We start from the raw sequence: 13,633 nt of genomic DNA, 5'->3' as shown, positions 1-13,633 counted from the left end.
TGTTGCGATGGCCGGCCAATGTCGCGCACCTGGAGCGCTCGATTGAGCAGTTGCGGCAGGGGCAGGCCGCGGAGCAAGCGTTGCATGAGGACGATGAATGACGGTCCGGCGGCGCGTGCTCGTTACGCGCGATGCGTGGGACGACTACGTCTATTGGCGAGGCCAGGATCGCAAAACGCTCAAACGGATCAATCAGCTCATACGCGAAACACAGCGGACGCTATTCGAAGGCATCGGAAAACCCGAAGTATCGAAGGCGAATCTTTCCGGCTTCTGGTCACGACGTATCGACGATACGAGTCGCCTGGTTTATGAGGCGAATGACTGATCGAGACACACGGATTACGTCACCAATGAGGACGTCGGGTTTCGCCCATGCGCCAGTGGTATCCGCGTGCAGCAGTACGCTGGCCAGACCTCGCTCCACCGTTTCAGGCGCAAAATCGACGCCAGCGCCGCCGCATCGAGCGGCCGGTAGACGAGCGTCTGGAAGCGGGCGAGCAAGGCAGGCTGGAAGTGCGCCACGAGCTGCGGGTGAATGGCCTCGAGCAGCGCCGCCTGCGTGATGTCCGGACTGTCGGTCGTGGCCTCGTCGATCTGCGCGCTGCCCAGATTTGACGTCATGAGGATCACGCAGTTGCGGAAGTCGATCTCGCGCCCTTCGCCGTCGCGCATCGCACCGCGGTCGAATACCTGATAGAAGATGTCAAGCACGTCACGGTGTGCCTTTTCAACCTCATCGAGCAGCACAACACTGTAAGGGCGCTGGCGCACGGCTTCGGTCAGGACTCCACCGCGGCTGTAACCGACATAGCCCGGCGGTGATCCCTTGAGTTGCGACACGGTGTGCGATTCCTGGTACTCCGACATATTGATCGTCGTGAGCGCAGCCTCGCCGCCGAACAGCAGGTCCGAGAGCGCGAGGGCCGTTTCCGTCTTGCCGACGCCGGACGGTCCCGCGAGCAGGAACACGCCGAGCGGAGCGCGCTCGTTCTTCAAACCAGCCTTCACGGTGCGCAGGCCGTCGGCGAGCGCACCCAGCGCGTCGTCCTGAGCCACGACGCGCTCTGCCAGTTTCGTCTCCAGCGTGAGCAGGCCTTGCAGTTCGTCTTCAAGGAGGTTGCCGACCGGCACGCCGGTCCATTCCGCCACTACGTGTGCGATCGCCTGTGCATCGACGTCCGCGAAAACCAGCGCCGTCTTGCCCTGGGCGTGCGCGAGCGCCTGCCAGGCATCGGCGAGAGCGGTGTTGTTGCTTGCCGTTTCCCCTGCATCGCGTCGCGTGTGGAGCAGCCGGACGAGTTCGAGTTCCTCGCCATAACGCGCCTGCAGGCCGGCCACGCCGGATCTCGCGCCAGCGAGCGCGGAGTCTAGCTCGGCACGACGCATGGCCACGTTCCCAACACCAGCACGTGCATCGTCTTCCAGCGTCGCCAATTCCAGTTCCAGCGCCGAGACGGCTGCGCGCGCGCGCTGCAGTTCCGCCGGCGGCGATTCAAGACTCATGCGCACGCGTGCGGCGGCCGTGTCGATCAGATCCACGGCCTTGTCCGGTAGCTGCCGCGCGGGGATGTACCGGCGCGCCAGTTTGACCGCCGCCACCAGCGCCTCGTCGCGGATGTGGACGTTGTGATACGTCGCGTAGCGGTTCTTCAGGCCGCGCAGCATCACGCAAGCGGCTTCGTCGTCGGGCTCATCGACCTTGATCACCTGGAACCGCCGTTCAAGGGCGGCGTCGCGCTCGAAGTATTCCTTGTATTCCGACCAGGTGGTGGCAGCGATGGTGCGAAACTCGCCGCGCGCAAGGGCGGGCTTGAGCAGGTTCGCGGCATCGGCGCCGCCTGCAGCAGACCGAGGTCGAGCGTGAGGAGGCGCACGTCGCGGATCACATTGGGTACGGTGCCTTCGGCGACACGCAGCGCGAGGCCTTCGACGAGCGCCGTCTTGCCGACACCGGGCTCGCCGACGAGAACCGGGTTGTTCTTGCGGCGCCGTGCGAGCACGTCGACCATCTGCTGGATCTCGCGGTCACGGCCAAATACGGGATCGATCTTTCCTTCACGCGCCTTTGCCGTGATATCGACCGCAAAGCGCGCGAGCGCGTCGCCGTCCACGGAGCGCTTCGCTGCCATTGAGGCACTGGCTTGCGGCACGGCGTCTGCCGGGCCCGGTTTTGACGTGCTGGCCGGTTCGCCCGGCACCGTTTCCGGTTCATCTGGTGCGTTCTCGCAGGTCCGCATTCCCAGGCGTGGCAGCAGGCGCGGGATCTGTGCGCTGCTGACGGACAGAAGTGGCCATGCGTTGGGCGGGCGCAGTACGTGGGGCGCCTCGACAATGGCCTGCAGCACGTTGCCGGAGCGGATGAACGCCTCATCATTCTGCGCCGACGCGTGCGCCCATGCGTCCTGCAGGACGACGGCCAGTTGCGGCGAAAGGCCGGGCCTGCCGCGCAGGTTGCGTGGCGTGTGATCGATGGCCTTGAGCAACGCGTCCCATACGGCATCGATGTTCAGGTCGTAGTGGGCCATGATGGCCGGGATATCGCCGTCTGCGGCCTCTAGCAGCTTGAGCAGCCAGTGCTCGACCGTGATCTCGTCAGCCAGGCGCGTCTGGCACAGGCCCACCGCCGCCTCGAGCGCCTTCGCGCGATGGGGGTTGAGCCGCTGGAGCAGATGGGTGGTGTCCCACGGGGACATCCTTCGGTCGTCGCGAATGGTCATGGCGAGATACGCTCAGGCAGGGGAGCGGACCGGGACTTAAGCACGCGTCCGCGCCCGGGGAAGAAAAAACGCCAGCCCGCGAGGGGCGGACTGGCAAAGGAAGGCCGACGACTTCAGGGAACTGCTGGCAGAACGGACTGGCCTCCAGACCTCATTCGATCAGGAACGCTCGTTCCACGTATCCTTGTGGATAATGTTGCCGTCCTTGTACGACCAGGTGATCGTCTCGTAGCGCAGCTCGACTTTCTCGAGATGGTTGTGCTTCTCGTAGTCGGGATCCTTGATGTCGTACATCATCGGACTGACCGACACGATCTTGACGTTGTCGAGCTTCGTATTGAAGTACTCCTTCTCCTTGCCGGCGTCGTCGATCTTGTACCACCGGATCTCGGCCGACTTCAGCGTCTGGCCGCTCGTCACGGCCTTGTAGAGATACGGCGTCGACGCGTCGGTCTCCTTGTAGAGCGTAATCGGCGCATGAACGCGCGTGCCCGTCAGCTTGCCGGTGTTGCCGTCGGTCGGAATATGCAGCGAGTGCGCAAATTCAGTGATCTCGACGCTGCCCTCACGGCCCTGGACGGTGACCGAACCCTTGATGTCGGCGCCGCCATCGTCCTTGAGCCACATGTATGCGGGTATTGCCATTTCCTGACTCCATTCTTCGTACTGCTAATTTACCCGGAGGCAGCCCCCGAGCCTTCAAAATTCCCGAAGCTACCGCTCCGGGGCCCAAAAAAGAGCGGTTACAGGCCTGACGGGCCGGCATCCGGTGCGTCCGGTACCAGCGTGATTTCCACGCGCCGGTTCCTCGCCCGGCCGGCGTCCGTATCGTTGTCCGCAAGGGGCCGCGTATCGCCGTATCCCTGGATCGCGAACCGGGTGGCCGCGATGCCGGACGCTTCGATCAGCCAGTCGCGCACCGCTTCGGCGCGCGCCGCGGAAAGCTTCAGGTTGCTCTCGGGACCTCCCACGTTGTCGGTGTAGCCAGCCACCAGGATGCGTTTGTCCGGGTGCGCCTTGATCATTTCCAGCGTACCGACCATCGCGCGCGTCGAACCGGGTTTCAGTTGCGCGCTGCCGCTGTCGAACAGCGACATGCTGTCGAGTGTCACCACGGCCGGCGGCGGTGGCGGCGGGACGTACGACGCGATTGCCGCATCGAGCGGCGCAATGAGCCGGGCACCCCGGTACAGGCCGAGCGACAGCCGCGGCGGAACGCCGGTACGCGCGTAGCGGTCCAGCTCGTCCCGGTCGGCCACCAGCGCCTGCAGCGCGTCACGCCGCACCGCGTCGTGGTCGGCCGGGATCATCGCGTAGCGCCCGAGATCCGCGCCGACGCGGGCGAGCAGCACCTGGTTGTTGCGGGCCGCGAAGCAGAATGCGGCCAGTGCCGCGCAACCCAGCAGCGCAATCGCGTGGGCGAGGGCGGCCATCCGGGGCGACATCCAGAACCGCCGCGGCATCGCGCTGATCAGCGGCTGCGGCAAGGGCCACGGTGTGGGCGACGCGGCGGCCGGGGCACGCACGACGCCGGTCTGCATTTCGATCTCTCGCTCCCACGGATTGCCGGCCCGTCCCGCTGGCCCGCAGTCGATCCAGCCGGCGCCGAACGGTGCCAAGGGGGCGGCGGGCTGCTGCCGGTCCGTGAGGGCGTGGAACACGACGCGCTGCGTCCAGCTCACGATCGACGCAAGGGCAGCGGCGCGCGCTGCCGGTGCGCCATCGCCCGATGCATGCAGCACTTCGTTTTCGGCAGCGCGGATCACTGCCTCGAAACGCTGCGCATCGACTATGCGTCCCGCCGACGAAACACCGTGCCATCGCGGTGCGGTAAGCCCGGCCGGCGCGGTCGTCAGCCGCTGGTAGACGGCGACATAGCCCGGAAGCATGCGCGAGCCCAGCATGCCCGAGGCGTCCGATACAGCCTGCCGCACCACGCGCAGCGACTGCGTCAGCACCTCGGGGTCGGTGTACCGGGCCGGCACCACTGACAGCACGACGCCATCCGGCGCGCGGCCATCGCGCCACTGCCGCACGGCCCCGGCCATGCGGGGGAGGTCCTGCGGGCGGTCGACGCGCAGCCAGATCGCACCGTCGCCAACGTGCGCGAAACGCTCTCCGTCATGACGGTTGAACAGCGCCGGCAGATCGTCGCCGGTGACCAGCACGAGCGGCATGCGCGTTCGCAGGCTGACCGGAACATCAATCGTGGCCGCTCCGAGTGCGGCGAGCACGTGCGCGGCCTGCTCGCGCGCCCGCATGAGCATGACGGAACGCCAGCCAACGAGCACAACGGCGACGAGCACGATCGCAACGGTAAGCATCCATGCAAGGCCGGGGCCGGGCTGCGCGATGAACCAGATCACGGCGAGCGCCAGGACGCTGGCCAGCACGACCATCAGGCGAAACGGATAGCCCAGCCCCTCATGGCCAGAAACGTGCACCTTGTCGGGCCCGGAATTCAGCACGGGCAGATCGGACTTCACGGGTGGACGACCCTGGCCGGCACGATATGCGCGAGCTGCGCGTCGAGCGCGACGCCCCACAGACCCCAGACGATCGCCGCGACGACACAGGCCAGGCCCGCGACCACCCATGGCGCAAGCCGGTAGAACCAGTCCGAAAGCCGGCGCGCCGAATGGTCGGCCATGAACGGCTGGTCCGCGGCGGGACGGATTTTCTCCAGACGGCTGGCGAGCGCGCTCATCAGCGCGTTGCGCTTCGTCTCGCCGTCGAGCGCATAACGGCCCATGAACCCCATGCCGAGGATCGCCGCATAGCATTCGAGCAGGTCGGCGTTGGGCGACGCCTCCCGCACACGGGCCTCCATGCGGTCGATCACGCTCACGCCCGCATCGTGCAGCCCGAAGCGCTCGACCTGCAGCGGCGTGAGCTCCCAGGTGGCCCGGCTTTCACCATTGAGGTGCCGTAGTGCGATCTCGTCCAGCAGTCCGCACTGGGCGAGCATCGCGTCCTGTCGCTCGCCCTCAGGGTAACCCCGGCGCGTGATTGCATCCGAGAAACGCCCCATCACCTGGGTGCAGCGCCCGCGAAGCTGCACGGCATCCTTCACCCGCCCACCCGGTGCCAGTGAAGTCACCAGCAGCGCCGTATCGCGCAGCTCATCGCGCATGCCGGAGCCAATGACCGGCTCTGCGCCGGGCGCCCTGTCCATCAGCGCAAGCCCGTTACGGCGGGAAGTCAGGGAGGTCATGAGCGCAGCACCGCGTAGAGTTCAAGCGTGACGTCGGGCATCGAGGCCGGGAGGTAGATCTGGCAGGCACGCGCCGCGAGCATCTTCGCGTGCATCTCGCTTGACGAGTCCAGCGCGAAGTACTGGTTGTCCAGGCGCACCGGCATGGCGGCCGGTACGCGTTGCACGGCCTTGAGGGGAATGCCCGGCAGCGCCGAATTGATCGTCTGCGCGACGTCGTCCGGTGCGCCGATCTTGCACAGCCGCGGAACCTGCTCGACGAGCTCGAATGCACTCATGCGGGCATTGACCGACAGGTACCAGTCCACACCGTCGGCCACCAGGCGCTCCTCCAGGAAGTGGCCCGTCCACGTCGTCGGGCCCTTGCGCGTCAGGCCGACCGGCACCACGCGCGACGGAATGATCGCGTCGAGCAGTTCGCGGATCACCGATTCGAGCTTCGCGAACACTCCATCGGCGCGCGCGTGGTCCCAGACCGGAATGTCCGTGAGCTGCGCACCGGTCGAAAATGTCATCAGCGCACCCGCGAGCTGGGCCAGCGTGACATACAGGTGTTCCGGCGGGCGCGCCGGGTGCGAAGCGTAAAGCCGCAGTTGCGGCCACGCCTTGTGAATGCAGTCCAGCAGCCAGTAAAGCTGCACGTCCGCCACGCCATATTCGGTCACCTGTCCCGTGCGTTCGCTGCGGCGTGCCCCAAGCGCGATGCTTTTTGCGTGCAGGATGTCCGTGAGCCGGTTGATGCGCTCGATGTGAAGCGGGTGACTGGCCAGTGTCAGGCACGGCGGCACGAAAGTCCGGTCGACCTGAAACTGGCCATTCGTTGCGCGGGTGAGCCGCGCGATCGCACAGACGGTATCGTCGGCGTGCTCCTCGAAGTCGAAGAGCAGCCTGAGCGCATGCCGCTCCGCGGCGATCTCGGCCTCGCCCGTGCCGTTCAGGTCGGTGACCTTTGCGAATTCCCGGTAGGAGCGCCGCGGCCGCGCGAGCGAGGTTTCGTCGAAGCGGCAGTTGTTGCCGTTCGCATCGGGCAACGCGATCGCGGCGAACACGACGACGCTCTGCCGGTCGCTGCTCACCTGCGTTAGATCCCGCGCGGGCGGCAGCGCGTCGGCCAGCGTCGTGTCGATCGGTGTGCCGTCCGGAAAACGTGCCTTCAACTGCTCGAGCTTCAGCCGTCCCGTCGCCATTGCCTCGACATCGACCTCGACGGAGAGTGTGCCCCACGGCTCGGCGTTCACGGCGGCCGCGATCTGGTTCAGGGCGAAGCCGAACCAGCGATCCTGTTGCTGGAAATGCTGCTGGGAGAGGATAGCCCCGTCGTGCCAGAGCGGCTTGTCTATCCGCATGGTGTGGTCCCTGATTCTTTTCCGTTTGAGTGACGCGATTCTAAACGCCGAAATTGCGATTTGTATACGTATTAATCTGATTCGCTACACTAACCACGACAGGATTTAACGGAGCTCTCGATTCGTGAGATATAAATATGCACATCGCCTATCTTTAAATAGTCGACGACGACCTTTGAATTTCCATCAGTCATTAAAAAGGTTGATATTCGTCATGCAAGACAAGCGGTATTGCTGCGGTTTGCACCTTTCTGCAAGTGGAATTCTGACTTTTTATCCCTCCATTTTTTGTGCTTGCAGACATATATTCCGAAAATCCTGTCTCGAAAATTATTGATTTGACAAATCTTCACACTCTATCGGTGGATTAATCGTGGAACAGGCTTTGACGCCATGAGGGTAAACCGGTTAAATAGACGGCTGCAATAAAAGTCGCATGAATGGAGACCGCGCCATGGGGTGAAGCTGGATGATTTTTCGAGTCGCATACGTGCGCGCCAATGCGCAGCGGTGCGGCACATGTCACCACATCGGGACGGGCGCGTTCGGCGGGGACCTTGAATCTCATTTCCTGAGGACTACGATGGAAAGTTTCCAGAAAGAAATTCCTAAGAGCCGTATCTCGATAACACTCGATCTGCACACGGGCGGTGCGCAGAAGAAGGTGGAGTTGCCGCTCAAGCTGCTGGTCGCAGGCGACTTCAGCGCGGGCCGCGAGCAGGCGCCACTGGCCGAGCGCAGGAAGGTCAATATCGACAAGAACAACTTCGACGCGGTGCTGGCCGACCATGCGCCGGACCTCAAGATTGCGGCGGAGAACACGCTGGCAGCGGATGGTTCGGAGTTGCCCGTGAACCTGTCGTTCCGCTCGATGAAGGACTTCGAGCCGGATCAGGTCGCCCGCCAGATTCCGGAACTGCAGGCGATGCTGGCGATGCGCAACCTGCTGAGGGACCTGAAATCGAACCTCCTCGACAACGGTACTTTCCGACGCGAGTTCGAGAAGATCCTGAAAGACCGGCACCTGTCGGACAAGCTGCGCGGCGAACTGGCGCAGATCGCGACGGCCGCGACCCAACCGGAAGGACATGCCTGAACGCCGACGGCCTAAAACGGCCTTCACCACCTTTCGCAACCACGTTGCGCTACAAGCGCAGACAGGATCCGCAATGACACAGAAAGAATCCAGCCATGGCGCCCATCAGGGTGCCGGGCAAACCATTGCACTCGACGCACCGGACGGCGTGTATGCCTCGCTGTGCAGCAAGATCAATCTCAAGCCCGTCGCCGAGGCGCGCCCGCTCGAGGCCTTCCGCGACAGCGACATGCTCTCGGAGGCCTCTGCCGACGAGCGTATCGCGCGCGGCATGAGCGCATTTCTCGAACTCGTCGCGAAGTCGAGCCAGCCGGTCGATCGACTGGACAAGTCGCTGCTCGACTTCCATATCGGCCAGCTCGACCGGCAGATCAGCCGTCAGCTCGACGCCGTGATGCACACCCCGGAATTCCAGGCGCTCGAAGGTCGCTGGCGCGGCCTCAGGATGCTCGTGTCGCGCACCGACTTCCGCCGCAATGCGAGGATCGAAGTGCTCGACGTCTCGAAGGAAGCGCTGCAGCGCGACTTCGAGGACACGCCCGAGATCATCCAGAGCGGCCTGTACCGCCTCACGTACATCGAGGAATACGACACCCCGGGCGGCCAGCCGGTCAGCGCGCTGATCAGCGACTTCGAGTTCGAGAATTCGCCGATGGATGTCGCCCTGCTGCGCAACATCTCGAAGGTCGCGGCCGCCGCGCACATGCCTTTCATCGGCTCGGTGGGGCCGAAGTTCTTCGGCAAGCAGACCATGGATGAAGTGGCCGCCATCCAGGATATCGGCAACTACTTCGACCGCGCCGAATTCATCAAGTGGAAGAGTTTCCGTGATACGGACGATGCGCGCTATGTGGGCCTCGTCATGCCGCGCGTGCTGGGCCGTCTGCCCTACGGCAAGGATACGGTGCCGGTGCGCGCCTTCAACTACGAAGAAGCGGTGAAGGGCCCGGACCACAGCAAATACCTGTGGATGAACGCCTCATTCGCCTTCGCGGCCAACATGACCCGCAGCTTCGTGAATAACGGGTGGTGTGTCCAGATCCGGGGGCCGCAGGCGGGCGGCAAGGTCGAAGACTTGCCGGTCCATCTGTACGACCTCGGCACCGGTATACAGCCGAAAATTCCGACCGAGGTGCTGATTCCGGAGACGCGCGAGTTCGAGTTCGCGAACCTGGGTTTCATTCCGCTCTCGTTCTACAAGAACCACGACTTCGCGTGCTTCTTCTCGGCCAACTCGGCGCAGAAGCCGGCACTCTACGAGACGAAGGAGGCGACAGCCAACAGCCGCATCAACGCACGTCTGCCGTACATCTTCCTGCTCTCGCGCATCGCGCACTACCTGAAGCTGATCCAGCGCGAGAACATCGGCACGACGAAGGACCGCCGCCTGCTCGAGCTCGAACTGAACAACTGGATCAAGGGGCTCGTGACCGAGATGAAGGATCCGGGCGACGAACTGCAGGCCTCGCACCCGCTGCGCGAGGCGAAGGTCACGGTCGAGGATATCGAGGACAACCCGGGCTTCTTCCGCATCAAGCTCTTCGTTATCCCGCACTTCCAGGTCGAGGGCATGGACATCGGGCTGTCGCTGGTGTCGCAGATGCCGAAGGCCAAGAGCTGATCTGACGTTCCCTGCGTGACCCCGCCGGGGCACCATAAGGTGCCCCGGTCATGCCGTTGTGTTCGTGTTCCCGGGAGGCTTCCGATGTCGATGGTCATGCCGTTGCAGGCTTATGAATTGAAACTGGCGCCGCAGCCTGCGCCGTTCTCGGTCCTGAATTTCATTGGCATCGACCGGATCAGCCAGTTATACGGGTACGTGATTGAATTCACGAGCCCGACGGCAGGCCTCCCGATGGATCAGGTGCTCGGGCGTCCTGCGCGATTCGTGATCGACCCGATCGACCCGGAGATGGGTAACCTGCGCCGGATGTACGGCGAGAACGCGACGAAGTTCAGCAAAAAACCGCCTGCGTACACCCTCCACGGCATCATCACGAAGTTTGACGAAATCGACACGTCTGCCGACGAGACGCGCTATCGGGTACTGCTCGAACCGAAAATGGCCGACCTCAACCGGGGGGTGACGAGCCGCCTGTTCCAGAAGCAGTCGGTCGAGGAGATCATCACCGACACGTTGCGGCACGATGGCTACCGGGCCGGCGTCGACTTTGTGTTCAAGCTTCGCCGGAAGTACAAGCGTCACGAATACATCACCCAGTATCGCGAGACAACGTTCAGGTTTATCCAGCGCATCTGCGCCGAAGAGGGCATCTGGTTCCGCTGGGAGCAGAAGAAAGACTACGCGGTCATCGTATTCGGCGACGATCTGGATGCGTACTCGCGCAAGCAGCGTACCGTGCCCTACCGCCGCGAATCCGGCCTCGAAAGCGTAGGCGCCGATTCGATCAAGACGCTGCGGCGGCGAACGAAGCGCGTGCCCGCCTCGGTGCGGCTGCACGATTACAACCACCGCCAGGCGGATGTGTCACTGCTCGTCGAGGAGAACGCCGCGCGCGATGATACGACGACGGATGCTGTCGACTATCACTGGGGCGAGCATTACGAAACCCTGGAAGAAGGCCGGAACATCGCCCGGCTGCGGCACGAGGCATATCTGGCGAGCCAGATCAGTTTCATTGGCACTGGCAATCCGTACTGGCTGGAAGCCGGCGAAGTCATGCTGGTCGACCCGGTGCAGGTTGATGCGAAGCACGGGATTTTCATCACGTCGGTGCGCTCGCATGGCGCGCGCAACAAGTCGTACCGCGTGAAATTCGAGGGGATTCCTTCGGACACGGTCTGGCGAACGCCGATGTCATCGATCGAAAAACCCGTCATCACCGGCATCCTGCCAGCTCGTGTCACGTCCCCCGGGAATTACAAATATGCGTATCTGACAGAGCAGGGCTGGTACGTCATCAAGCTGCCGTTCGATCTTGACGAGTGGAGTCCGGGCGGCACGAGTCGGCCGGTACGCTTTGCCAAGCCCTACAGCGGCGATAACTACGGCCAGCATTTCCCGCTGATCGATTCCGCCGAGGTCGCGCTTGAATTTACTGCGGGCGATCCTAATCGTCCCATCATGATCGGTGCAATGCACGACAGCCTGCACCCCGATCTGGTCAACAACCTCAACAATACCCGCAATCTCATTCGTACGGCCGCGCAGAACGAGATGCGGATGGAGGACAAGGAAGGCGTCGAGCACATCCATCTGACTACGCCTTTCCAGACCAGCGAGCTCAATCTGGGCCACATGGTCGATGCTGATCGCAAGGAGCGGGGGCAGGGCGCAGAACTTCGCACCGACGATCGCGTTGCGATCCGGGGTGCAAAGGGGGTGCTTGTTTCGGCGGAACCTCAAGCTGCGGCAACCGGGCAACAACTCGCGATGCAGAACGCCGACGACACCTTCAGGCAGTCCGAAGATATTCTTAAATCGCTCAACGATAGTGCCAACGCTGCAAAAGCGTTGCTTGCCGAAATCGAAAAACAACGCGCGCTTGTCGAACAGAATCTGACGCAGCTCAAAAAATCTGCAATCGTTGCCACTGCACCCGACGGTGTTGGAATTTCCAGTGGAAGCGACGCTTTGTTCGCCGCGCAAAGACAGCTATTCTTCACAGCCGGCGATGGACTCGACATTGGGGTCATGAAGCGCATCGCAATCGCCGCGGGCGAGGCAATTTCTCTATTTGCAGCAAAGCTGGGCATTCGAATTTTTGCCAGAGGGAAGGTGCAGATTCAGGCACAGGAGGACGCGCTGGAAATGATGGCGCTCAAAGGTGTGAAAATCAGTTCTTCAACTGACGAGATATCTATCACCGGGTCGAAGGGAATTACACTCGGCGATGGGGCAGGTGCATATATCAGGATTGCGAATGGACGGATCGAATTGGCGAGCCCGAGCGACCAGATCGACGCGAAGGGTAATCTGAAAGTGGACGGACCTGCTGGGGGCAACTTCTCGTTCCCGGGCTGGGCGAATTCCGTGCCGAAAGACGTGAAGGGCAACCTGGGTTTCGGGTTCTCTGAATAGCAATTCTCATGGCAAACACTAGTCCACCGACCACTCCGCCGCCGCCTCTCAAGCAGCTGGCGTTCGCCTTCCCGTTTCGCAAGAAGCCGCAGCAGCAGGGAAGTGGCAGTTCGACTGCCGACGCGATGAATGAACACGACTGGTACGTGCTCCTTAAACGCGAGCCGTCGGGTACCTTTGCGGTAACGGACAGCGGTATGTGGCACGGCGGCATCCATATCAGCGAAGCGGGTGCCGGTCAGGCGCTGGATTTCAAGGGGGGCGTGCGCTGCATCGCTGACGGCGAGGTTGTGGCATGGCGACTGAACCGGGCCTATCCAGTGAGCACCATTCCTGCCCGGGATGGACACGCCGCAGTCAGTGCGCCGTACAGCACGGGCTTCGCACTGGTGCAACACACGATGGAATTTCCGCGTGGTAGCAGGCTCGTCTTCTTCAGCCTGTACATGCATCTTCAGGATTACGCCGCCTACGAAGCTGATTTGACCATCCCCTGGCCGCTCTACTGGTCGCCAAAATACGAGGTGACTCTGGACACGGTGGACCGCCCGAAGGCAGCGGCTAACGGACAAACCGCGCCGGACGATCAGGTCGGATTGCGTGTGCGGGCATCGAAAGGGCACGGAACGCCAATTGGAATTCTTCCGCGGGGCATGCAAGTCAGCCTTTCGAGGCGCGACGGCGACTGGGGGCAGATTGCAGACGACCCGGGAACCCTATATCCCCCCACGGTCGGCGCCTTCGTGCCCTCAAGTGCCGCAAAGGGTGGGTGGATCTTCCTCGGCAAGGAAAGTGGTCACGCCGGACCGGTCGTGAAGGCTGTCCTGCCTGATTCGTCATTCGATTGTGTGAACGTTGTACCCGAGGCTCAGCGCGTCAAGGTCAAAGCCGGCGATGTGCTGGGTTACCCCGGACGCTACGACTCGTTGCGAGACTCAACGTCGACGCGCATGGTGCACATCGAGGTGTTCTGCAACGAGAGCATCAAGCAGTTCATCGATGCTGGGCGGACCTGGGTTGTCGCCAACGGCGCGAACCCGAACCCGTGGAGCCAGCTTGGGTTGCCGGCGGACCCAACCATCCTGCGCGTTGACAAGGGGACCACACTCTATCAGGACCATGGACAACAGGGCTCCGATGCCAGGAAAACGGATGTAGTCCAGGTCAATGGGTTCGCAGCACTGCCACAAGACGCTGCCCACCTGTTCACCGAGA

Annotated in this window: 8 protein-coding genes and 2 pseudogenes; 5 read left to right on the top strand and 5 right to left on the bottom strand. The window is 63.0% G+C overall.

What is annotated here, in order from left to right; genetic code table 11:
- Positions 1-97: 97 nt before the first annotated feature.
- Positions 98-328, top strand: coding sequence for a Txe/YoeB family addiction module toxin (locus tag U5775_RS23715; protein ID WP_322060537.1), 231 nt, complete (start codon positions 98-100; stop codon positions 326-328).
- A gap of 101 nt (positions 329-429) precedes the next feature.
- On the opposite strand, the pseudogene U5775_RS23710 reads toward U5775_RS23715, so the two are convergent.
- From U5775_RS23710 to tssK, 5 genes and pseudogenes are all read right to left on the bottom strand, one after another.
- Positions 430-2,720 (bottom strand): annotated as a pseudogene (locus U5775_RS23710) (AAA family ATPase); the annotation flags it as partial.
- Positions 2,721-2,879: 159 nt separating this feature from the next.
- On the bottom strand, positions 2,880-3,365 hold the full coding sequence (locus U5775_RS23705) for an Hcp family type VI secretion system effector (protein ID WP_322060536.1): 486 nt from the start codon (positions 3,363-3,365) through the stop codon (positions 2,880-2,882).
- Between the two features lie 98 nt (positions 3,366-3,463).
- Positions 3,464-5,206, bottom strand: coding sequence for an OmpA family protein (locus tag U5775_RS23700; RefSeq protein ID WP_322060535.1), 1,743 nt, complete (start codon positions 5,204-5,206; stop codon positions 3,464-3,466).
- Positions 5,203-5,934: a DotU family type IV/VI secretion system protein gene (locus U5775_RS23695; protein ID WP_322060534.1), complete on the bottom strand. Its 732-nt coding sequence runs from the start codon at positions 5,932-5,934 to the stop codon at positions 5,203-5,205. The genes U5775_RS23700 and U5775_RS23695 overlap by 4 nt, the downstream gene beginning before the upstream one ends.
- Positions 5,931-7,280 (bottom strand): type VI secretion system baseplate subunit TssK, encoded by a 1,350-nt coding sequence (tssK, locus tag U5775_RS23690; RefSeq protein ID WP_322060533.1) that lies wholly within the window; start codon positions 7,278-7,280, stop codon positions 5,931-5,933. Before tssK ends, U5775_RS23695 begins: the two co-directional genes overlap by 4 nt.
- Positions 7,281-7,863: 583 nt before the next feature.
- Here tssK and tssB point away from each other — a divergent pair.
- The 4 genes and pseudogenes from tssB to U5775_RS23670 all read left to right on the top strand — a co-directional run.
- Complete coding sequence (gene tssB, locus U5775_RS23685) at positions 7,864-8,376, top strand: type VI secretion system contractile sheath small subunit (RefSeq protein WP_322060532.1); 513 nt, start codon at positions 7,864-7,866, stop codon at positions 8,374-8,376.
- Between the two features lie 73 nt (positions 8,377-8,449).
- A complete protein-coding gene (tssC, locus tag U5775_RS23680) occupies positions 8,450-9,997 on the top strand; it encodes a type VI secretion system contractile sheath large subunit (RefSeq protein WP_322060531.1) in 1,548 nt (515 codons plus the stop codon).
- A gap of 84 nt (positions 9,998-10,081) precedes the next feature.
- Positions 10,082-12,418: a type VI secretion system tip protein VgrG gene (locus U5775_RS23675; protein ID WP_322060530.1), complete on the top strand. Its 2,337-nt coding sequence runs from the start codon at positions 10,082-10,084 to the stop codon at positions 12,416-12,418.
- Between the two features lie 8 nt (positions 12,419-12,426).
- Positions 12,427-13,633 (top strand): annotated as a pseudogene (locus U5775_RS23670) (chitinase); the annotation flags it as partial.

The sequence above is a fragment of the Paraburkholderia sp. J63 genome (genome assembly GCF_905220245.1).
Classification (GTDB): Bacteria; Pseudomonadota; Gammaproteobacteria; order Burkholderiales; family Burkholderiaceae; genus Paraburkholderia.
This window is presented reverse-complemented; position numbering and strand designations above follow the sequence as displayed.

Coding starts and splice junctions, on each gene's coding strand:
- U5775_RS23715 (WP_322060537.1), top strand. CDS start 98: ATGACGGTCCGGCGGCGCGTGCTCGTTACGCGCGATGCGTGGGACGAC.
- U5775_RS23705 (WP_322060536.1), bottom strand. CDS start 3,365: ATGGCAATACCCGCATACATGTGGCTCAAGGACGATGGCGGCGCCGAC.
- U5775_RS23695 (WP_322060534.1), bottom strand. CDS start 5,934: ATGACCTCCCTGACTTCCCGCCGTAACGGGCTTGCGCTGATGGACAGG.
- tssK (WP_322060533.1), bottom strand. CDS start 7,280: ATGCGGATAGACAAGCCGCTCTGGCACGACGGGGCTATCCTCTCCCAG.
- tssB (WP_322060532.1), top strand. CDS start 7,864: ATGGAAAGTTTCCAGAAAGAAATTCCTAAGAGCCGTATCTCGATAACA.
- tssC (WP_322060531.1), top strand. CDS start 8,450: ATGACACAGAAAGAATCCAGCCATGGCGCCCATCAGGGTGCCGGGCAA.
- U5775_RS23675 (WP_322060530.1), top strand. CDS start 10,082: ATGTCGATGGTCATGCCGTTGCAGGCTTATGAATTGAAACTGGCGCCG.